This is a genomic window from Micromonospora sp. NPDC007208, from assembly GCF_042869175.1.
GTDB lineage: Bacteria > Actinomycetota > Actinomycetes > Mycobacteriales > Micromonosporaceae > Micromonospora > Micromonospora foliorum.
The window spans coordinates 135,860-157,354 of sequence record NZ_JBIAFG010000010.1; the positions used below are offsets into that span (position 1 = coordinate 135,860).

Annotated in this window: 16 protein-coding genes and 3 pseudogenes; 11 read left to right on the top strand and 8 right to left on the bottom strand. The window is 67.6% G+C overall.

Annotated features, from left to right (window positions below):
• Positions 1-244: 244 nt before the first annotated feature.
• The 3 genes from ACFYL6_RS20520 to ACFYL6_RS20530 all read left to right on the top strand — a co-directional run bounded on the left by ACFYL6_RS20520 (position 245) and on the right by ACFYL6_RS20530 (position 4,425).
• Complete coding sequence (locus tag ACFYL6_RS20520) at positions 245-3,127, top strand: BTAD domain-containing putative transcriptional regulator (RefSeq protein WP_387173250.1); 2,883 nt, start codon at positions 245-247, stop codon at positions 3,125-3,127.
• 76 nt (positions 3,128-3,203) lie between these two features.
• Positions 3,204-3,359, top strand: a complete 156-nt coding sequence (locus ACFYL6_RS20525) for a hypothetical protein (protein WP_387173252.1) — start codon at positions 3,204-3,206, stop codon at positions 3,357-3,359.
• A gap of 397 nt (positions 3,360-3,756) precedes the next feature.
• Positions 3,757-4,425, top strand: coding sequence for a TMEM175 family protein (locus tag ACFYL6_RS20530; RefSeq protein ID WP_387173254.1), 669 nt, complete (start codon positions 3,757-3,759; stop codon positions 4,423-4,425).
• Here ACFYL6_RS20530 and ACFYL6_RS20535 read toward each other — a convergent pair.
• On the bottom strand, positions 4,412-4,675 hold the full coding sequence (locus ACFYL6_RS20535; protein WP_387173256.1) for a hypothetical protein: 264 nt from the start codon (positions 4,673-4,675) through the stop codon (positions 4,412-4,414). The genes ACFYL6_RS20530 and ACFYL6_RS20535 overlap by 14 nt on opposite strands.
• On the opposite strand from ACFYL6_RS20535, the gene ACFYL6_RS20540 reads away from it, so the two are divergent.
• Together ACFYL6_RS20540 and ACFYL6_RS20545 are read left to right on the top strand one after the other, a co-directional pair.
• On the top strand, positions 4,659-4,811 hold the full coding sequence (locus tag ACFYL6_RS20540) for a hypothetical protein (protein WP_387173258.1): 153 nt from the start codon (positions 4,659-4,661) through the stop codon (positions 4,809-4,811). The genes ACFYL6_RS20535 and ACFYL6_RS20540 overlap by 17 nt on opposite strands.
• Positions 4,812-4,865: 54 nt before the next feature.
• Positions 4,866-5,225, top strand: a pseudogene (locus tag ACFYL6_RS20545) (GNAT family N-acetyltransferase); the annotation flags it as partial.
• A 52-nt stretch (positions 5,226-5,277) separates the two neighbouring features.
• On the opposite strand, the gene ACFYL6_RS20550 reads toward ACFYL6_RS20545, so the two are convergent.
• The 6 genes and pseudogenes from ACFYL6_RS20550 to ACFYL6_RS20575 all read right to left on the bottom strand — a co-directional run bounded on the left by ACFYL6_RS20550 (position 5,278) and on the right by ACFYL6_RS20575 (position 13,588).
• Positions 5,278-6,003, bottom strand: coding sequence for an ABC transporter ATP-binding protein (locus tag ACFYL6_RS20550; protein WP_387173482.1), 726 nt, complete (start codon positions 6,001-6,003; stop codon positions 5,278-5,280).
• Between the two features lie 11 nt (positions 6,004-6,014).
• Complete coding sequence (locus tag ACFYL6_RS20555; RefSeq protein WP_387173260.1) at positions 6,015-7,010, bottom strand: ABC transporter ATP-binding protein; 996 nt, start codon at positions 7,008-7,010, stop codon at positions 6,015-6,017.
• Position 7,011: 1 nt separating this feature from the next.
• Positions 7,012-9,753, bottom strand: coding sequence for an FtsX-like permease family protein (locus ACFYL6_RS20560; protein ID WP_387173262.1), 2,742 nt, complete (start codon positions 9,751-9,753; stop codon positions 7,012-7,014).
• The gene (locus tag ACFYL6_RS20565; protein ID WP_387173264.1) at positions 9,750-12,935 is read right to left on the bottom strand and encodes an FtsX-like permease family protein; all 3,186 of its coding nucleotides are present in this window, start codon (positions 12,933-12,935) and stop codon (positions 9,750-9,752) included. The genes ACFYL6_RS20560 and ACFYL6_RS20565 overlap by 4 nt, the downstream gene beginning before the upstream one ends.
• A 260-nt stretch (positions 12,936-13,195) precedes the next feature.
• A pseudogene (locus ACFYL6_RS20570) lies at positions 13,196-13,412 on the bottom strand (helix-turn-helix domain-containing protein).
• Entirely contained in the window at positions 13,412-13,588 is a 177-nt protein-coding gene (locus ACFYL6_RS20575; protein ID WP_387173266.1) for a DUF2975 domain-containing protein, read from the bottom strand. Before ACFYL6_RS20575 ends, ACFYL6_RS20570 begins: the two are co-directional and overlap by 1 nt.
• Before the next feature lie 13 nt (positions 13,589-13,601).
• On the opposite strand from ACFYL6_RS20575, the gene ACFYL6_RS20580 reads away from it, so the two are divergent.
• From ACFYL6_RS20580 to ACFYL6_RS20605, 6 genes are all read left to right on the top strand, one after another.
• On the top strand, positions 13,602-13,829 hold the full coding sequence (locus tag ACFYL6_RS20580) for a hypothetical protein (protein ID WP_387173268.1): 228 nt from the start codon (positions 13,602-13,604) through the stop codon (positions 13,827-13,829).
• Positions 13,830-14,131: 302 nt separating this feature from the next.
• The gene (locus ACFYL6_RS20585; RefSeq protein ID WP_387173271.1) at positions 14,132-15,553 is read left to right on the top strand and encodes a tyrosine-type recombinase/integrase; all 1,422 of its coding nucleotides are present in this window, start codon (positions 14,132-14,134) and stop codon (positions 15,551-15,553) included.
• A 1,384-nt stretch (positions 15,554-16,937) separates the two neighbouring features.
• On the top strand, positions 16,938-17,426 hold the full coding sequence (locus tag ACFYL6_RS20590) for a hypothetical protein (RefSeq protein ID WP_387173273.1): 489 nt from the start codon (positions 16,938-16,940) through the stop codon (positions 17,424-17,426).
• Between the two features lie 118 nt (positions 17,427-17,544).
• A complete protein-coding gene (locus ACFYL6_RS20595) occupies positions 17,545-18,243 on the top strand; it encodes an ABC transporter ATP-binding protein (RefSeq protein ID WP_387173275.1) in 699 nt (232 codons plus the stop codon).
• A gap of 389 nt (positions 18,244-18,632) precedes the next feature.
• On the top strand, positions 18,633-19,502 hold the full coding sequence (locus tag ACFYL6_RS20600; protein WP_387173277.1) for a hypothetical protein: 870 nt from the start codon (positions 18,633-18,635) through the stop codon (positions 19,500-19,502).
• Positions 19,503-19,605: 103 nt separating this feature from the next.
• Positions 19,606-20,088 carry a hypothetical protein gene (locus ACFYL6_RS20605; RefSeq protein WP_387173279.1) on the top strand — a complete coding sequence of 161 codons (483 nt, stop codon included), beginning with the start codon at positions 19,606-19,608 and terminating at the stop codon, positions 20,086-20,088.
• A gap of 618 nt (positions 20,089-20,706) precedes the next feature.
• On the opposite strand, the pseudogene ACFYL6_RS20610 reads toward ACFYL6_RS20605, so the two are convergent.
• Positions 20,707-21,486 (bottom strand): annotated as a pseudogene (locus ACFYL6_RS20610) (transposase family protein).
• Between the last annotated feature and the right edge of the window lie 9 nt (positions 21,487-21,495).

Genomic DNA, 21,495 nt, shown 5'->3' on the forward strand with positions numbered 1-21,495 from the left:
CATGCCGCCTGGATCTGCAGGACATGCCATCGACACAAGCCTGGAGTACGCCGTCGGCAAAACGGCCCACGTCGTGCCCCGTTTAACCCCGACGTCCGTCTTTCCGGTCGCGGCACCCTGCGGTCCCGCGAGCCGGATGAACGGATGCTCGATTCAGTCGCCGTCAAGTGAATCCTCACAAGAGCCTCTTTGCTCTGGCCGGTCACAGGAGCCGGGACCGAAGGGTGCGCTGCGCCTGCAGATCATGGGACCGCTACGGCTCTGGCGCGGTGAGGTCGAGCTGGACGCGGGCCCGCGTCAGCAACGCGGCCTGTTGGCGCTCCTTCTGGCTCATGCGGGGCAGCCCGTCAGCACCAGCGATCTGACGGGCCTGATCTGGGGTCCGGACTCGCCGGCCAGCTCGGTGAACGTCATCCACAAGTACGTCGGAGCGCTGCGCCGCCTGCTCGAACCCGATCTACCCCCACGCGCTGCCGGGTCTTACCTGCTGCGACACGGCAACGGATATCGCTTCGCGGCCGGGCCGGAGACGCTCGACCTCATCGCATTCCGCCGCCACGTCTCGGCCGCGAAGTCCAGCCTGGGGCAGGACCGTCCCGCCGAAGCGCTCGACCACTACCTCAACGCTCTCGAGCTGTGCCACGGTTCGGCCGGCGACTCCTTGATCGACAGCACGTCGGCGGCAGCAACCTTCGCCGGCATCGACAGCGAATTCTTCGACGCCGCAGTCGCCACCGCCGCGGTGGCCGTGCGAGTGCGCCAGCCCGCGCGGGTGCTGGCCCCGCTGCGGCTCGCCGCGGAGATGGGCCGGCTCAACGAGCCGGTCCACGCGTGCCTGGTGACGACGCTCGCCGCGGCCGGCCATCAGGCCGAGGCATTGGCGGTCTATGGCGCGATCCGCGCGCGCCTCGACGACGAGCTGGGCATCGACCCTGGACACAAGCTCCAGGACGCCCAGCGGCGGACCCTCACCCAGGCGGGGATGCCGCCCTCCGGGGACGCGAATCCGATCCCCGGGGCATCCCGGCCGATTCCCCTGGTGCGCCCGGCGCATCTTCCGCCGGACCTACCCCTTTTCGTGGGCCGCGGTACCGAACTGACGATCTTGAGTGACCTGGTGGCCGGGATGCGAGCCGCCGGACGGACGAGCCCTCTGGTGGTCGCGATGAACGGCATGGGCGGCGTCGGCAAGTCGACGCTCGCGGTGCACTTCGCGCACCGCGTGTCCGGCGAGTTCAGCGACGGGCAGCTCTACCTCGATCTCCAGGGTCACCTCGGCGAGGGTGAGAGCCGCTCGGCCGGCGATGCCCTGCGCCTCCTTCTGCACGCGGTGGGTGTGCCCGCCTCCGACGTTCCAGACACGTTCGACGCGCGGATCGGGACGTACCGGAGCATGACCGCCGGCAAACGGATCCTGATCCTGCTGGACAACGTCCGCGATGCCTCCCAGGTGCGTCCGCTACTGCCGAACTCGGCGGAGAGTCTCGTGATCGTCACCAGCCGCCGGTCGCTGGTCGGCTTGGCCGCGTTCGATGGCGCCTATCCGCTCAGCGTCGATCTGCCCAACCTACCGACGGCCCGTCGGCTGCTCGAACGCCGTCTCTCCGGCCTGCCGAGCCAGCCGGCCGGCGGAACGGCTGGTGTGGAGATCATCGACGAGATCATCGAACTGTGCGGCCGGCTTCCGCTGGGGCTGGCCATCCTGGCGGCCCGGGTCACCGTCCGCCCACGATTGTCGCTCGCCTCCGTCGCCGCCGAGCTACGCGACGGTGCCCGCCGGCTCGGGGCGTTCCCCGGTGGGGGCAGCCTCAGTGATCCGCGTACCGCGTTCTCGTGGTCCTACCGCCAGCTTGGTCCCGGTGCCGCTCGGCTGTTCCGGCTTCTGTCGGTGGCCCTGGTGCCGGGTGTCACGGCCGCAGCCTGCGTGAGTCTCTGCGACCGCAACCCCGACGACATTCGGGCGGAGGTGGCTGAGCTGATCGAGGCGGCCCTGCTGACTGAGCACGAGGACGGCCGGCTCACGTCGCACGTACTGGTCAGGACGTACGCGGAAGAGCTCCTCCAGGCCGAGGAGCCGGCGGCAGAACGACGGGCGGCGATCAGCCGCCTGCTCCAGTACTACCTGCACAGCAGCTTCCAGGCGCAGGTGGTGCTTGAGCCGAACCGGACGCCGATCGAGCCGCCGCCGCCCCTGCCCGGCGTCGTCGCGGAGCAGCCGGAGACGTACGACGCGGCCATCGCCTGGTTTGCGAGTCAGCGGGAGGTGCTCAAGGAGGCGGTGCGCCTGGCGGCCGACGTCGGGTACGGCATCGTGCCCTGGCAGCTCGCCATCACCATGCAGCAGTACCTGCAGTGGGCCGGATACTTCCAGGACTGGGAAGACGTCATGAGGGTGGCGTTGCACGCGGCGCGGGAGAGCCATGATGCCGTCGGGGAGGCGCATGTCCTGCGCAGCCTGGCCGGTGCGCGGCATGTGTTCGGAGCCAACGAAGAGTCGCTGCACCTGCTCAGCGAAGCGCTGCGCATCTTCGAGGACCGGGACATGCGGCTGGAACAGGCGCTGGTGCACAACAACTTCCACCAGGTGCTCAGTGCGCTGAGCCGACACGACCTCGCCCTTGAGCACAGCAAGAAGGCGCTGTCGCTGTCCCGACTTCTCGAGAATCGTCGGGCCGAGATCTTCAGCCTCCTGTTCAGTGGGACGTCGCTCGCCGGCCTGGGACAGGTGGAGGAATCAGCCCAGGCGCTGAAAGAGGCCCTCGAACTCAATCAGCAGGTCGGACGCGGCCGCGAGGAGAGCGAGATCCGTTCCGCTATCGCCCACAACCTGGCCGAAACCGGACGCATCAATGAGGCGGTCGAACAGCTGGAACAGTCAGCGGAGACGGCGCGACGCGTCGGAGACCGACCGTTGCAGTTCGACGCGCTGCGGCAGATGGCCGAGGTTCTGATCACGGCTCGCGACATCCCCACAGCACAGCGGGTGTTCGAGCGTGCCCGTGCGGTTCTTGCGGAGTTGCAGGGCGGCGGCACCGACAGCATGCGTGCCTCTCTCACCCGTCTCGCCGAACTGCTGCTCCCTTGCCGGGTAATCGCACCTTCCGCGACCGGCCCGTCACAGGGATGAGAAGAGGTCGAACGCTCCGCCTCCCGGAGGCATCGATTACGTGTTGGCCATCAACCCTCGTAGGGAGTTTCGCTCGATGAACACGCCCAGCCTGTCCAAGCTGCTGGTCTCGATGGGTGACATGGTCGGGGCGCGCAAGGCGTTGGAGGGCGCCCGGGAGGTGCTGGACTCGTTCCAGGACGGCGGCCCCCTTCGCCTGCATGCACCATCTGGCGGCGGAACTGGAACGTGAGGATCACCCGCTACCGCAATTCAACAGCCAGAGCCATCTAATTTCTGCGCTGGCGACGCTGGAACACCCTGGGGATCCCGAGCACGTACACCGGGACATCGCCAGCGCGATGTTTCGGCGTTTTGACGAATGCCCGCAACCGGTACCGCTGGTTCCGCGACACCTGCCTAGCGTTCGACGAGCACGGCACGGTCACGCATCCCAAGCAGATGTTCAAGTTCATCGGCGGGGGCGGGGGAGACGACTCCGGCGACGGCCCGTTGCGCGCGCCACCAGCATCCACGCGTTGCAGCGCGAGATCGAGCAGTTGTTGAGGGGCGTCGACTCGGGCGGCCGTTCGTGTCCCGATCGGACGAAACCACTACCGACCGCGTTGCCGAGTGGCTAGTCTGCGGCAATGTCCGCAGCACCCGACGAGGTCGAGCAGCCCGACCCCAAGGGGCGAGTGTCCGCCACCGACCGGATGACCGCCTTCAGCGACGGGGTCTTCGCCATCGTCATCACGCTGCTGGTCATCGAGCTGCGGGTACCCGAATACCACGAGGGCGAACTGCTCACCGGCCTGCTCGACGAGGGCGCCTCCTACCTGGCCTTCGTGGTGTCATTCGTCTACATCGGGGTGCTCTGGCTCAACCACCACGCCCTGCTGCGGCTGATCCGCGGCACCACGCTCACGCTGAGCTGGATCAACCTCGCCGTGCTCTTCGGCGCGGTGATCATCCCCTTCCCCACCGCCGTGCTGGCGTCCGCGTTCACCCACGGCGACACCGACGACCAACGCGCCGCCGTCGCCCTGTACGCGCTGGCCGCGGCCCTCATGTCGGCCCCCTGGCTGGTGTTCTTCAGCTACCTGCACCACCACCCGGCACTGCTGGAGCGTCGGGTCAGCCCCGAGTACGTGCGCATGCAGCGGCTGCGGCCGATCACCGGCCTGATCCTGTACGGGCTCAGCGGTCTGCTCGGCTGGTTCGTCAGCCCGCTGCTGGGCCTGATCGGCGTCATCGTCATGATCACCTATCACGCGGTCACCAGCGAGGGGCTGCCCCGCTGGCTCACCCGTCACTGAGCGGGCCGAGTCGGAGTAGGTCGGCCGGAGTGTCCACGTCGACCGGGGAGCCGACGTCGTCACAGGGCACCTCGACCACCAGGTCCGGCCGGTCGCGAGCACCCCGGTCGCCGACGGCGTACCGGTCCAGCAACGGCCAGATTTCCCGATCGAGCAGGATCGGGTGGCCGGGCCGGCCGGTGCAGGGCAGACCCGAGAACGCGACGACGACCGACGAGCACCACTCGTCCCGGGTGACGGTCGAGGTCAACGGCGCGTTCCGTGAGGTGACCCTGGACAACCGCACAACACTGCTCGACACGCTGCGCGAGCACCTCGACTTGACCGGGGCGAAGAAGGGCTGCGAGCACGCTGGCCAGGCGCTTAGTAGCCCGGGCCTACGTTGACGTCGGGATTCTGGTGCGCGAGGCGCTCCTGGCGAGCAGGTCCAGTAGGAATTCCTCGGCCGCGCACCAGCACGGGTACGAGCGGGCGTTCGGGACATCAGCGCGAACCCGCGCGACCACCTGGTCGTGGCCGAGCAGGGCGGTGACCTCATCGGATGCCTCCAGATCACCTACATCCCCGGGCTCAGCCGGCACGGCGCAGAGCGGTCCCTGATCGAGTCGGTCCGGGTCCGCTCCGACCGGGGTGGCCACGGGCTGGACCGGGACCTGATGATTTGGGCCATCGACCAGGCTCGGCGGCGTGGCTGCGCGCTGGTGCAGCTCACCACGGACAAGACCTGCCAGGACCCGCATCGCTCCTCTCTGGGCCTCGGCTTGTTCGCCAGCCATGAGGGCATGAAGCTGCCGCTCTGACCGCCTGCCGGTGCTGCCGTGCGACGCCCGCCCGTGCGGAGCGGCAGTCGGATCAATCGTCGACCAGGCGGCCGTCGCGCAGGACGAGTACCCGGTCGGCGAGGTCGATCAGGGCCGGGTCGTGCGTGGCCACCAGGGCCGTCATGCCGCGGGCGTGCACCACCGCGCGCAGCAGGTCCATGATGGACCGGCCGGTCTCCGAGTCGAGCTGGCCGGTGGGCTCGTCGGCGATGAGCAGGTCCGGCTCGTTGGCCAACGCACGGGCCACCGCGACCCGCTGCTGCTGGCCGCCGGAGAGTTCGTACGGGCGTTGCGCGGCGTGCCCGCCCAGGCCGACCAGTTCCAGCAGCACCGCGACGCGCTCCTCCCGCTGCGCGGCCGGCACCTGCGCCAGCCGCAACGGCACGCCCACGTTCTCGGCGGCGGAGAGGATCGGCACCAGCCCGAAGGTCTGGAACACGAACCCGACGGTGCCGCGGCGCAGCCGCAGCAGCTCCGCCTCCCCGGCCGAGGTCACCTCGTGCCCGGCCACCACGACCTGACCGCTGTCCGGCCGGTCCAACCCGCCGATCAGGTTCAGCAGCGTGGTCTTGCCGGCTCCGGACCGACCTCGGATGGCGACCAACTCACCCCGGTTGGCAGTGAACGACACGTCCCGCACCGCGTGCACTGCGTGCTCACCCCGGCCGAAGGTCCGGCTGACTCCACTGACCCGAACCACCTCCTCGGGATGCGCCCCGGGCGCACCGCCGAACCCGGCCCCGCCGGTCACCACCATGTCCTGCCGGCTCATGCCCGTGCCCCCCGCTCGTCCGAGGCCCGGTTGCCGGGCCGTACCTGCACATGGTCCGGCTCCAGGTCGAGCCGGACCCGCTCCTTCAGCGAGAGCGCGTCGACGAACGCGGCCGGCAGCTGCATCCGACCGTTGCGGTCCAGCACCGCGTACTCCTCGCTGACCAGCTCGGTGTTGCCGTCCGCGTCGGTCCGAGCGGTCCGGCGTACCTCGGAGGCGGTCCGGCCGTCGCGGATCGCGACGGTCCGGCGGACCTGCGTGGCCACGGCGTGGTCGTGGGTGACGACCACGATGGTCACGCCCAGCTCGGCGTTGATGGTGCGCAGCGCCGCGAAAACCTCCGCGCCGGTCGCCTCGTCCAGCTCACCGGTCGGCTCGTCGGCGAAGAGCACCTCCGGGTCGTTGGCCACCGCCACCGCCACCGCGACCCGCTGCTGCTCGCCGCCGCTGAGCTGCCCCGGCCGCCGGTCCGCGCAGTAACCCACGCCGACCAGGTCGAGCAGTTCCCGGGCCCGCTCCCGGCGGGCCGTGCGGCTGCGCTTGCCGGCCAACTGCATCGGCAGCTCGACGTTCTCCAGCGCGCTGAGGTACGGCAGCAGGTTGCGGCCGGTCTGCTGCCAGACGAACCCGACCAGCTGCCGCCGGTAGCTCAGCCGTCGCTTTGCGGAGAGTGAGAGCAGGTCGTAGTCGGCCACCCGGGCGATACCGGCGGTCGGCGTGTCCAGACCGGAGAGGATGTTGAGCAGCGTCGACTTGCCCGAACCGGAGGCACCGACGATCGCCACCAGCTCCCCCCGGTCGATGACCAGGTCGAGCCCCTGCAGGGCGACCACCTCCACCCCCTCGGTCTTGAAGATGCGTACCAGGCCGTCGCAGACGATGTGCCCGCGTAGGCGGTCCTGCCCGCCGGCCCGTTCGGCGGCGCGAAGCGCTGCCCGCTGCTGCAGGGCGGCCAGGTCGGGCGCCAGTGGAGTCTGGGCGGTAGCGGTCATCTCAGCTCTCCTCTCCGAGCCGAAGCACCTCTCCGAGGCGCAACCGGCGGTTGTTCAGGGCCTCGACGGCGACCGCGAAGCCGAGGGCGACAGCCCCGAGCGCGAGCACCGCGGCGACCAGGCTGGGCTCGAAAGCCACCCGGACCGGCACACCACTGGTGAACGCGGACAGGCCGAGCACCGGGTTGAGCAGCAGGGGCAGCACCGCACCGACCAGCGCGCCGGTCAGCACCGACACCGCGACCAGCGGGGTCAACTCGACCAGCAGCAGCCCTCGCCACTGCCGGCGGGACAGGCCGAGGGTGCGCAGCCGGGACAGCACCTGGCCCCGGGCGCGCGCGCCGGCCAACACGGTGAACGCGATGGCCAACAGCCCGAGCACGATGCCGCCAGCCGCACCGCCCACGAAACCGAACACGAGGATGCCGTTCGCGCCGCCCTCGCCCAGCCCACGCCGGACACCCACCCGGGTTTCCACCAACGCCCTGATCGGCCGATCGGGCCCCTTCACCGCACCGCTGTGTTGGTACCGGCTCTGCCCCTCATCACCGACCTTGCGCAACGCCTTCGGATCCAGCCCATCCCCGGCCACCAGCAGACCCGTCGGCACCGGCGTTGTGATCCGCTCCGGCAGAGCCTGCCAGGGCAGGATCACGAACCGACCGTCGTTCGCCGGCAGCAACGGGAAATTCTCCACAGTGCCGGCCACCCGAAACTCGTACCGCTCGCCCTGCACCAGGACGAAAGCCGAACGGCCCACCCCAACCCGGGCCAGGTCGGCGGCGACCGCCGGGGAAACAATCGCCGGCAACGGCCCCGGTCCGGCCTGAGCCGAACGCAACACAGCAGGCACCGGCAGGTTCGCCTGCGACTCCCCGGCCACCGCAGCCAACCCCGGACCATCAACCAGCAGCACCGCCGCCTGCCCAGCCCTCAGGTCAGTGCCGAGTTCGTCGGCGGCCAACTGCTGATACGACTCGGCCAACACCCGAGTGACCGCCCGAACGCCGGGCAAGCCACCCAACGCATCCACAGTGTCCGGCGCGAAACGCTCCGTCTCCGGCGCGTAAGGCCCACCCCGGACCACCGCGTCGGCCGGAACCGCGAACTCCGCAGCCCGGTCCCGACTGGCACCAACCCCACCGGCGACGACCGCGCAGAACGCCGCCGTCCCGATCGCCAACACCACCACAACCAACGGCGCCGCGACCGCCGACCGACCGGCCCGCGCCATCCCCAAGAAGGCCACGCTGCCGCGCGTCCGCGCCGCCAGCCGACTCAGCACCAATAGCGGCCACGGATACACCCGCAGCGCCACGACCGCTGCCGCGACCGCCAGCAGCACCGGCACCGAGACCAGCAGCGGGTCCACCTCGCCGAGGGTGAGGCCACGCCGACGCAACAACACCACACCGACAAAGGCCAGCAGTAGCAGCGACACCTCGACAGTGAGCCGGCGCGCCGACGGGCGCATCCGCACCAGGTCGCGGCGGGCCGCCCCATCGACCGGCACGGCCAGCGTCGCCAGCGGCAACGCCAACGTCACCAGCACCGTCGCCACGACGCCATACGAAGCAACCGGATCCGGGGCACCCGGAAACAGCGTGCCGAGCCACCAACCGAACACCGCAGCAACCGGCACCACGAGCAAGGACTCGACCAGGCTACGGGTGGCGCCAGCGGTCACCGCGCCACCCCGTGCGCGCAGCAACGCGAACTCCGAACGACGCCGCCGCACCGCGAGCATCGCCGCCAGCACGATCAACCCGGCTAACGTCGCCAACACACCCGACCCGATCACCGCCAACAACGTCCGCGACGCATTGACCTGCGCGGCGAACGCCCGCAGCGCACCATCCACGCCCAACGTCAACGTCAGGTCCGGCGGGACATCACGCTGCGCCTCATCCAGGCCCTCGACTACCTGATCGAGATAGCGCACGTCGATCTGCTCAAGGCCCAGCCGATACCGCCAACCGAACTGGACCGGCCAGCCCGCCACGGCCAGCTTGTCCAGGCCTGCCAGGCCGATCACGCCGAGCGCGACGAATGGGTACCCCTCTGCCTCCGGATCAGCGACCTGTAGCAGTTGCGGTAGGCCGTCCCACATCCCGTCCATCCGGTCGTTGGGACGGAACAAGCCGACCACTACCAGGTCAAACGACTTACCAGCAGGCTGCCGACGCTGCACGAAGGGGTCGTCGGACCGTTGCAGCCGCAGGGCGCTGCCCCGGCGCAGATTCAGTTTGCGGGCCACGTCGACGTCGAGGGCCACCTCGGTCGGCCGGCCGGGGACATACGTCTCGTTTGGCCATGCGCCATCGACGACAGTGGCGGCCTCCCGCACCCCGGGCACCGCGCGAAAACCAAGATCGACCTTCAGGTGGCGAGCCGCCAGATCGGGGCCGGTCACCCGGCCCGGCAAGGTTTCCGCGCTGTACCACCGCTCGTCGACCAGCCCTCGCAACTGCGCGGGCAACTGGGCCTCGAGCATGGGAAGCCGAGCCTGGTACGACGATGAGACGGTGGTCGCCGGCAGATTCATCAGCTCAGTCGTGTAGCTCATGTCCCGGCGGGCGGCCAACTCGCTGGCGAGCTGCGTCCGCAGGCCCTGCTCGGTGAGCCGATTGACCAACCGAGGCACCCCGCTGATCAGCAGCGTCACCACCAGAGTCAGCACCGCCAGGAGCAGGAACTGCCCGCCGTACGCCCGGACCCGCTGGACGGCCGCCCCGACGCTCATCGTTCTCCCCCGATTCGCAGTTGCACCGCCGCCACCCGCTGTCGGATGCCGGTGGCGATGAACGCGCTGAAGGCGAGCGCCGCCAGCAGCAGACCGACAGCGGTCAGGCCGATCGGCACCCAGGGCAGCACGAACGTCGGCGGCGGGACCGGGCGGCCGGCGGCCGGGGTCAGGATGACCAGCGGGGCCATGGTGGACCCGACTGCCGCGCCGAGCGGCAGGCCGACTCCCACGCCGATGCCGGCGAGGAACGTCTGCTCGGCCAGCAGCGCGCGAGCCATCAGCCGGGGCGTGGCACCGAGGGTGTGCAGGACCGCGAACTCGCCGAGCCGACGCCGGGCGGTGGCCCACACGTCCACCATCAGGCCGACGAGGGCGAGCAGCACCGCGCCGAGCGCGGCGGCGAGCATTCCGGTACGCGACCCTCGCCAGTACGGATCGTCGGCGGCCGCCTTGATCACCGATTCGCGGTTGAGCACGGTCACGCCGGGCAGGTCACCGACGGCGTGGGCTGCCGCCGAGATGTCGTCGGCGCCCACCCACCACTCGGGGACCGCCCGTATCGTGCCGCCGTCCCGGATCAGCGCGTCGACTGCGGCGGGCAGGTCGAGCAGTATCCCTTCGCCGGTGGCGGTGGGCACGGCGGCCAGGTCACCGACCACCTGGACCCGCAGCGTCGCCCCGGAGAGCGTCAGGTCGACGGTGTCGCCGACGTGCAGGCTCAGCGCGTCGCGCGCCCCGGCGGTCATCAGCACCGCGACAGGTGCGCTCTCCCCGTCGGGTACGACGGCAACCCGGCTGGACAGCTGATACGAGTACTGGCCGTTGGGAACTATCCGCACCGGGTGAACAACGTCGAATCCGTTGCCGTTGAGCCGTACCCGGGAGGGTTTCTCGCCGACGGCCATCATCGCCCAGTCACCGGTCAGCGGGGTGGGGCTGCTCGTGCCGTCCGCCGCTACCAGTGCCAGGTCGTCCACCTGGAGGCGGTACGAGATGTCGGCCGTCAGGTCGCCGTCGGCCTCGAAACCGGCCACCCGCAACTGGGTGCCGCCCACGTCGGGCAGCCGCACCGTGAACCGGGTGGCCTGGCCGTCACCGTCAGACTCGACGGCTGGCAGTCGCAGGGCAAGCCCGTCGGAGCTGGTGACCAGCACCGTTACCGCGATCCGGACCGGCTGCGTGGCACCGCTCACCGGGGTGCGGACCGTGCCGGTGATGGCGCGGGCCCCGGCGGGCAACTCGACGCCCGCCGGGGCGCCTCGTGTCCCGGTCATCCGCTGGTACTGCTCAGCTACCGGTTCGTCGCTCAGGCGGTCGGCGAGTCGGACGATACCGGGCGCGTTGGCCGGGTCGACGCCGATGACGGTCACCGGCAGGTCCGCGCGGCCGACCCGGACATCGTCGCGCCACACCGGCAGTGCCCGGTGCACGCCGGGCAGCGCGGCGAGTTCACCGGCCCGGCTCGGCGGGGCGGTGCCGGAGAGCTCGGTCACCCGCAGGTCGGCGCCGACCGTGTGGCCGGCCTGCTCGACCTGGGACCGCTCGCCGGTGCTGATCAGCGACCAGGCCAGGGTGCTGCCGCCGACGGCGAGGGCGAGCAGCAGCACCGGGCCGGCGTGGGGACGCCGGCCGGCCTGCCACATGCCGAACATGGTGGCGGTCCAGGGACGTCGGTCGACGAACCGCTCCGCGAACCGGGTGAGCGGCGGGAGCACCCGCAACGCCAGCACGGCACCGGCCAGCACGCCGAGCGTCGGAGCGGCGACCAGCAGCGGGTCGAGCCCGAGCCGACCGTTCGAGCCGGCCAGCGGGGAGGCGTACCGGCGTAGCTGCACCCAGGCGAGCACGGCGAGCGCCACGAGCACCAGGTCGACGCTGGCGCGTTGGACGCTCGCCGACCGGTTCGGTCGGGACTGGGCGGCCATGTCAGCCACGTACGCGCCGGCGCCGCGCAGTGTCGGCACGACCATGGCCACCAGGCAGCCCACCGCGGTTGCGACGGCAGCCGACCAGACCAGGGCGGTGCTGCCGCCGGCGGCGGCGAGTTCCGCCGTACCGCCGCGCGGGACGAATCGCAGCGCCTCTACGGCGATCAGCGGCCCGAGCAGAGCGGCCGGGGCGACCACCAGGGTGGCTTCGCGGGCGGCGAGGCCGGCCAACTGCCGGCGGGCAGCCCCGCGGGCGCGTAGCAGCGCGGTCTGTGGGCGGCGGTCCTCGTGCAGCAGCGCGGCGACCAACACCAGCGCGTATCCGCCGAGCACCAGGATGAGCAGCAGCGGGGTGGCCAGCGAGGATCGGCCGACCAGGTCGGCGCGGGCGATCCGGTCCAGCAGTGCGTCCATCTTCGTCGCCGTCTGCCCCGACGAGCCCAGTTGCGCGGCCTCCGGCACCGCCGTGCCGGCCGCGGTGAGGGCCTTCCGCACGGCCGGCAGGTCGGCGGTGTCGACGTCACCGAGATCCGGTTCGGCCAGCCAGGACACCGACACCGCGCCCGGGAAGGTGGTCTCGAAGTCGGCCCGGTCGAGCGTGAACGGCCCGAACGAGGTGCCGGAGCCGGCGTTTCCCGTGCCCACCCCGGGGGCCAGCAGCCAGTACGCGTCGGTCGGGTCGCGGGGCCGCCAGGTGCCAGCGAGCACCAGTTGGCTGGCCCGTTCGGTGGCACGGTCGCGCAGCGGGACCCGTTCACCGATGCTCAGGCCCAGCGCGCCGGCGACCCGCTCCGGGAGGCTCACCTGGACCGGGTTGGCTCCTGGGGTGGGCCAGGCTCCACCGGTCAGCTCGGCGTGCCCGGCCAGGTCGTCGAGGGTGGCCAGGTTCGCGAAGACCGGTTCGTCCTTCGGTCGGGTTATCTGACCAAGGTCACCGGTCAACTCTCGGCCGGTGCCGTACCGGGCGACGGCGACCGTGACCGGCACACCGGCGAGCCCGCCGGTGAACTCGGCGCGGACCGCCTTGTCGCGGGTGGCGAATTCGGCGGCGTCGCGTCCGGCGGCCCCGCTGACCACCAGACCGCGTTCCTCGACCGGTGCCGCGGCGACCAGCGCCCGTTGCCCGGCCTCCACCGCGCGTCGGTTGTAGTCGGACAGGCCGGTGACCATCGCGACGGCGACAAGGGCGGCTATCACCGCGGCAACCAGCAACCCTCGCGCCTCACCGGCCCGTCTCCACACCAGTTCCATCCGACGCCTCCCCTGGCCCTGGCGGGCCGACGACCTTCAAGACAGGTCACCCGCGGGGAAAGGTTCGCGCCCGTTACATGATCGTTATTCCGTGTGCGGTCGACGTCGTCACGTTCCGCGTCGGGGCGAGCGTATGGCGAAGGCGACCGCGCCGACGACGAGCAGCGCGCCGAGACGTTAGAGGCCGGGCGAGTCGTCGGCGCCCCCGGCCACAACGGCGCCGACGCCGAGGGCGACGGCGAGGATGGTGGCGACGTACCTCATGGGGTTTCCTCCTTGACCCATTCGAGCAGGTCGCCGCGCTGGCAGTCGAGCATCCGGCACATGGCCTCCAGGGGTGCTGAAACGCACCGCCTTGGCGCGACCGTTCTTGAGGACCGCCACGTTGGCCGGCGTGAGCCCGACGCGTTCGGCGAACTCACCGGCGGTCATCTTGGGTCTGGACAGATCGACATCGATGCGGACGACGATGGGCATCAGATCACCGCTTCCATGTCGGTGCGCAGCGTGGTGGCCTGCCGCAGCAGCGCGCGCATCACCACCATGAGGAGCCCGAGCACCGTGGCACCCATGGTCAGCGGGAACAGCAGGATCGGACCGCCCGGGGGTTCGGCGTTGAAGCCGACGAGCAGGAAGACGCCCACGAGCACCACCCACCCCGCGCCGATGGTCGACGGCGGCGTGGACTGGCTGCGCGACTGGAGCATCACCCATGTCATCCTCGACCCGGTCCGTGGCTACCTCACCGCCCAATCCGCCGGCCTGCCCATCGACGCCGACATGTTGTGGTGGACCTGGTGCGCCGCCGGTGTGGGCCTGTTCGCGCCCGCGTTCCGGACGCCGCACGACGGCCCGCAACTCCTCGCGCGGGAGGCTGCGGTTCGCTTGCGCTGATGGACGACTCGCCAGAAGCGACGCAACACGATGAAGTCGTTTGTCAAACTATTTGATCAATTCGTATCTGCATGGTGTGACATCGCACAAGTCAGGCGAGGTCCCATAATCAGATTCATACGCGGTTGCCATTGGCCCTGGGACCGCACCGCACCACCTGAAGCAACTCCTTCCTTACCAAACAAGTTCGGCGCATGCCGGTAAATCCCGCTTAATTGCTACGAATTCCCGCCCTTCCTGAGGCAAGTTGCTGCCTATGCCAAACCGAAGGGACGAAGAACATGAATAGCCAGGGTGCGATTGTGAAGCGGTGTGGTTGCCTCAACCCGGCGACGCGCCGGCCGTTGGGCAAGGCGTGCGGGAGACTGCCGGAGCCCGATCACGGCAGTTGGTACTTCCACTGCTCCACCCGGAACCTGGTGGGCCAGGTCGAGCGGGTGCGTCGGGGTGGTTTCTCGTCGGCGCAGGCGGCCCGGCGGGCGCGCGAAGAGTTGTTGGCGTTGTCGCGTGAGGAGCAGGCGGGCCGGTCGTGGACCCTGGCCCGGTGGCTGCGGTACTGGCTGTCGACCCGCACCCGCATCCGCGCGACGACCAAGATGCACTACACCCGGGACGTGGAGACTTTCCTGATCCCGCACCTCGGGCAGCTCATCCTCGGTGACCTGACCGGGCGGCAGCTCAACGCGGCGTTCGCGCAGATCGCCGTCACCCGCAACCGGGCAGGACAGCCACAGACCGCGTGCACCCTGCACCACGTGCACACCACCCTGCGCGCCGCCCTGAACGCCGCAGTTCGCGAGGGGCTGATCAGCGACAACCCGGCCCGCCGGGTCGAGCTGCCCGCCCGAGACCGACCGCAGGCCCTCGTCTGGACCGAAGCGCGGGTCGCCGAGTGGAAGGCCACTGGCGCGCGGCCGACGGTGGCGGTGTGGACCGCCGCGCAGCTGGCCGCGTTCCTGGACTACGTCCGTGACGACAATTTGTATCCGCTGTGGTGGCTGGTCGCCCTGCGCGGCCTACGTCGCGGTGAGGCCGCCGGCCTGAGGTGGGCCGACGTCGACCTGCACGAAGGCCAACTCGCCGTGGTGCGGCAGCGAACCACCGCCGGGTACGACGTCATCGAAGGACCACCCAAATCCGCGGCCAGCCGCCGCACCGTCGCCCTCGACCAGCACACCGTGCAGGTGCTGCGGCAGCACCGCAACAGCCAACGAGACCGGCGTACCCGACGCATCAGCGCGGGGAAGGTGTGCCACGACGGCGGGTACGTGTTCACCGGCCCCGACGGGCTGCCCCTGCACCCCGGCTATCTCACCCAACGCCTGCGCCTCCTCGTCGACCGGGCCGGACTGCCACCGATCCGGTTACACGACCTGCGTCACGGCGCCGCCACCCTCGCCCACGCCGCCGGCGCGGACATGAAATCGATCCAAGACCAGCTCGGGCACGCCACCATCCGGCTCACTGCCGACATCTACACCGCCGTCCTACCCGCCACCGCACGCGACGCCGCCGAAGCCACCGCCGCCTACCTCATCGCCGCCAGCAAGCCTGGCGCCGCAGTCATGATGCAGATTGAGCGCACCCGCGACACCAATCGGCGGGGTCCGACCGTCACCTCTGAGCCACAGCACCGCTCAACGGCGAGTCGTGAGCGGATGCGGGACGAACGGCGGACGCGGGTGACCCGGCGCCGCAGCTACCGGACGGTCAGGACTGATTGATGTGGCCGGGCGTGTCCGCTGCTATTAATCACCACTGTCCGCGTGTTGGGGGCAGGTCGCGAGGTTGCACGTCGACAGTCCTGTTCTCGTCGAAGAATAGCCATCCGCATCGCGGGTTGTTACAGCGCGAACGAGTAGTCGACGCGGGTCGCCTAGAAAGCGCCGCGGACGGGACAGCGATGCATTGCCGGCCGTGATCAAATGCGTCAATGATTGCAGAGGTGATCGCCGCGGCGGCTGTCGTACTCGCAGCTGCAATCGGAGTTGGCGGCGCAGTGCATGGTGCTCTCGTGAACGACCGATCTCAACGGAGCCTGGCGCAGTCGCAGCGAGCCGCCGCGCAGCGCGACGCGCACCGGGGGGGGCCAGCGCGTCGTTCCTCGCCTGTCTCGACATCTATGTCATGGTGACCGAGGAGATGGCTTGGGCCAAGCGCGGCGCCAGCAAGGCGGGCAGCGATCCGGTTGAGATGTTGGCCGAGAAGAAGGATCACTATTGGCTAGCGTGGACCGCCCTTTTCTCGGCCAACACGACCCTGCAGCGCCAGCTCTCCAGATGTTGGCGAGATCGCCACAGCGATCACAGATCGCGCGTACGACATCGACGGGCGAGTCTGGAACCTCATGCACGGCGGCAGCAGAATCGCGAACGACTACGAGGCCAGCAAGGACCAGCTGACCGCACTGCGCGACAGGCTCGTCGCCGCCGCGCGGCAGCCAGCATCGGAATCCGGTACGCCGATGTAAGCCAAATCGGACGATGCTCGGCTCGCGCACATTGGCTGCCTTTGGATGCCGTGCCCAAATGAATGCCATCATTGGACTCGGCGCTCCTGAATATCCGCAGTGCCTGACCACCGCCGTCCGACGCCTCGACTACATCCATCGATGGTCGCGATGGCGACGCTAAAGTCAGTATCGCGCTAAAGCGTCCGCCACCAGCGAAGACCTCAACTCCACCAAGTGCGGCGAAGTGCTAGTCGGCCGCTTGCGCGAGCCGCTACCAAACTGTACGCCCGCTGCGTTCCGGGCTGGACGAGGCGACCCTCGCTCTGGCCGAGGGCGATCCGAGCGCAGGGAGCTTCACGGCTGAGGGTTGGACTTTCCCTCTGACGCGCGTCGTGCTAGGCAGCGCGAGGGTCACGCCAGATAGCTGCTCTACGGCTACCCTCCGTTAAGGTTGATCGTGGCAAATCATCTAAATCACGACGAAATCCAAGCTTGCAAGATGCAATTTCCTATGCGCAAAGTTACATATTGATCTTCAAGAAACGGCGTTGTAAGGTCTATAAATCGATCTGCGCCGACACGAAAGAGTGGCACTCACATCAGTCATAATGGATTGATAACGAACTCGCGCTCTCGCGCTCTCGTGGTTGGCGCCGTTGCAGGAAGCGGAGGAACAATTGAAAAACTCTATCCGGCTGCTCGCTGGCGCAGCGCTCACCGTCGGAGCGCTCTCGCTCGCTACTCCGGCTATGGCCGTTACTTGGGCAAGTGCGTCTAGTCCCGCGTACGCTTCCGAAGACGGTGTCGCCCAGGCGGCTGGCTACGGCGACTTCACCAACACCGGAACTAACGCTCGAAGCCGTTCCTGGCAGAAGGACATGAAGACCGGCGGGCAGTCCGTTTACGTCGCGACAAGTTTCTCCTTCTACTACACCACTTGCAACCCGAACTGCGTTACGGGCTTCAATTCGCATGGTGGGGACGAAACTAACCACACCACGTCGGGCTCATGGTCTGACCAGTCGATCTACTGGCCTCTCGCCAGCCAGGGCGAGAAGGCGCGCGGATCAGTCAAGGTCTGTGAGGATCACACCCTTGCCGGCGACCCGTGTTCAGGTACGTACCTCCCGACGTTCGACTACTGAGTAAGACCAACCTAGCTAGCTGAACGAACCCTGGGCCCTTTCAGGGCTCAGGGTTCGCGGCGGGAGTACCAATTTGCTAAACATCAGTAATGTTGGGCACAGCTATGGGCAGAATCCTGTGCTCGAAGGTGTTAATCTCGATTTCGGCCGCGGCATCACAGGTTTAGTTGGTGTAAATGGCGCAGGAAAAACCACCCTGCTCTCCATCGCAGCAGGCGCGCTTAAGCCCTCCGATGGTGAGGTAAAGCTCAAGGAATGGGACCTGTATAGCCGGTCAGCCCGTCGCAAAGGGCTGACTCATGTCGCCTTGATGCCGCAGCGGTTTGCCTATCCACGGAACTTCCGGGTTCATGAGTTCGTCGAGTATCTCGGATATCTTCGAGGCCTTTCTTGGCGGGAAGCTCGCACCAGCAGCACTACGGTTTTAGAGGAAGTCGGACTGACTACTAAAAGCGACGCCCGGATATCGGACTTGTCGGGTGGGATGCTACGCCGAGTCGGCTTGGCGCAAGCGCTTGTATCTAAACCGGATGTCCTGCTCCTGGACGAGCCAACCACTGGCCTCGATCCCGAGCAGCGTGTCAATATCCGTAGCCTTATCAAGAACCTCGCTGATTCCAGGACCGTCGTACTTAGCAGCCACCTGATGGAAGACATCGAGGCGCTAACAGAGAGCATTGTGATATTGCACGCGGGTAGAGTGGTGTTCAACAACTCGCTCGATTCTCTTCTCGAAACAGTCGAAAGCAAAGCGGGCGAGAATCGAGCGGAGTCTGCCTTTCTAAGGGCGATATCCAGTGCAGGGAGCGTCTCCTGATGGCTGTCCTGAACTGGCTCATCCGCGGAACTTCCATCAAGGCCTCGGTAGCCTTGCTTGGAGTAGGACTACTTGCGCTCTTCAACCGGGGCCTTCCGTGGCAGGGGGAATGGGCGTGGACGGTTGATTGGGTTAATGGAAGTACGATTCTGTCCGGTCCCCTAGCTGCCGGCTTGGCGGCATACGAGATTCGGCGGGTAAATAAGCCCGATTGGCAAGGATTGTCCAGGTCGCTACCAAATGGCCTATACTTGCCGCTCCACGCAATGGCTGCCGTTTGGGTGGTTGCAACATGCGTGCACGTGGCCGTCATGATAGTTGGCGTTGGGTTGACATGGTCGACCTCGCCGACTGGTTCCTTCCCCTACCTTCTCCTAATTCTCGGTCCCATGGTGCTCGCCGCCTTCACCGCTGTGGGAGGCATTATCGCGGTCCTGATTCCTACTATCGCGGCAGTGCCAGTTGCTATCATCGGAACGTTCGCCCTAACTTATCTGGCTGCCACGGGCGCTGTAGCCAATGTTTTCAGGGTTGGTGGAGTGACCGGCTCGGTAGTCGGTCTCGAGGTCAACTCGGGTGCGGTCTTGATCGTCGCGGCATTCCTGGTCGCGCTGTCTGCATTGTTGGTGCTAATCGTGATGGCCCTGTTTACGTCCGTTGTGGGCCGGTCTCACGTCGCCGTTCTTAGTTTGTCGCTGATCATTTCATTGCTTGCATACGTTTCACTCGAGTTTGTGGGTGACGAGCGCTTTAGAGTGTCTGCAAGTGCCCCGCGGTATATTTGCGCTGGAACCGGCCCCGAAGTATGCATGCTAGAGGGCACTACTCGACAGCTTGCTCCCTTAGCTAAGGAGATGCAGCGCCAAGCAGATGTCCTGCAAGCGATAGGCGTCAAGCTACCAGCCACCTATGCGCAGGAGCATCCCCGACTTCGGGCAAACAAAGGTCAGGGTGTCATGTATATGACCGTTGACGCTGTAAATGTCGGAAAGGTTGACCCGGCAACTGTATCGGACTATCTGTCGACCCCGGCAGCTTGCGACGAGTACTATGGCGATTTTCCTCCGAAAGACGCGCTGGCGGCGAGAGCCTTAGTCGCGGACCTTGTGCGAGATCGGGTCGGCATCGCCGAATTCCCTGCCCCCACAGGCAGCGCCGAGAATGCATGGGCCAACAGCGTTTTCGCTAACGAATGGCTCGTAGCAACTTTCCACAGTCTGCGAGAGTGCACCCTAGATGCGATCAAACCTCCACTCTAGGGCGCAAGCGGCGGCCTTATACTGCAAGGCAAATAACGTCGGAACCATTGCCATGTGCTCTCTCGTTTCGGCGTGGCTGCTGCCGGCTTGGGGACATGTCACGGTGGAACTGCCTCTCGGCACCAAAGCCATACCCCTCTCGGTGTGCTTTCCGGCAGTCCTAGGGTTGGTTGTTGGTCTGGGACTACTTAATCGGTGGCAGGATTTCACGCCAGCGGCAGCCAGGTTTACAGGTGTATACCGATTGAAACTGGCCCTTCTGCAAAACACAGTCGGCCTTCTCTCCTTACTTCCTGTCGCCACCGGTCCAGGCGGTCGTAGCCTGCTCTGGAACTCGCTCTTCATTCTCGGATTGACTCAGGTATGCGTGGTCGGCTTCGGAGATTTGTACTGGTTGCCGGTCGGACTGTTGGTAATGCTAAATCTTGCGATTGAAATGTCTCCGGCTGCGGTCGGCGCCACGTATTCGGAATACCAGAATGGCGCCTATCACCCCGTCGTCTCAACAATGGTCTTCTCGGCGGGGAGCGTTATCTATTCTCTGCGAGGCATGAGGCGTAGTCCAATTGAATCAGAAGAGAGTTGATTGCCCTCATACGCGGGCCCGCAGTTAGACACCTGGTTAATTCTTTGGTTCTGGCGGCCCGGCCCGGCGACCTTCTAGCCTGTTGCAATAGGCCGCTGCGCCGGGCCGGCTGGTACCGTCAGCGATGACAGAGTTGGATCGTCCAGCGCGCACGACCGGTCAAACGCCCAAAGGTATCGCTCCCTTGACGCTCTGAGGGGAGCTGGCCGATTTGAGCGATGGCCAAAGAATCACTTTGAGCGGCGGATCCTACGCATGAGCATTCCCCATACTCCAAATCCTGACCCGATGCTCCCGGTGATGGCCCCGGCGGCTGAGCCCATGGTCAAGGCGGTAGCGCAGTCAGGACAAACCTCACGACCGGTGATTGTCTCTCGGAACGACTCGCTCACACGTCGACCACAATCAGGGCAATTCTTGCCGGACAAGCCCACGGTCGTTTCCTCCCACAGTTGTAGAGACGTCCAACGTGTTCCGGATTAAAGCCTCTAGTCTAGTCTAGTGGCATCACCACAGGTAGCGTTCACCCCCACTGGTTGACTGATCGAGTAGCGGTCCACTGCACTGGCTTTCGTCGATCACCTTGTCCATGCCGGGCGGCTGCACCAATGAGCGCTTTCATCGTGGGTTTTGGCTAGTCGGGCCGTTATGTAGAGCAAGGATGGCCTTGACGATCGCGGTGGCGCGTCGGGGACACAGCGAAGCTTGGCCAGGATCTTCCAGTCCTTGAGGGTGGCGACGGCACGTTCGCCGACAGCGTGAATCTTGCCGTGGTGCCGGTTGGCGGCCCTCTGCTAGCGGGACAGTAGCGGCCGATGACGGCGGCGCTTGAAGGGCGTGCGGATGCTGCCGCCGGTGCCTTGGTACGCCTTGTCGGCGAAGGTCATCACGTTCGCGCTGATCAGCGCGTCGATCAGGCCGTGGGTGCGGGCGGCGGTCAGGTCGTGCACGGCGCCCGGCAGGGCGGCGAGGCCCAGATGAGGCGTCCCTTGCAGTCCACGATGACCTGCACATTGACTCCGTGCCGCTGGTGCTTTCCGGAGTAGTACGGCCTCGGGTCCGCGACTCGGTCGATCGGGATCAGGGTGCCGTCGAGGCTCGCGCACGCGAGCCGGGCGATGCGCCGTATGGCCGCGGTCAGGTCCTCGGCATGTGCGGCGAGCAGGTCGATGGCTTCCCTGACGTACCGCCAAGCCGTCGTGACGCTGACCTCGAAGCCGCGGGCCAGACGGGCGTTGGGTCACCGTTACGCAGATGGGCCAGGGCGAGTAGGGCCTGCTGGCCGGCGTCGAGGCGCCGCCACCGGCCTTGGCGCCGGAGGCGTTCGGCGGGGATGAGGTCGGCCAGGTGGTTCAGGATGCGGCTGGACAGCGCGACCGCGGACGGGTAGGTCAGCACGGCGAGGCT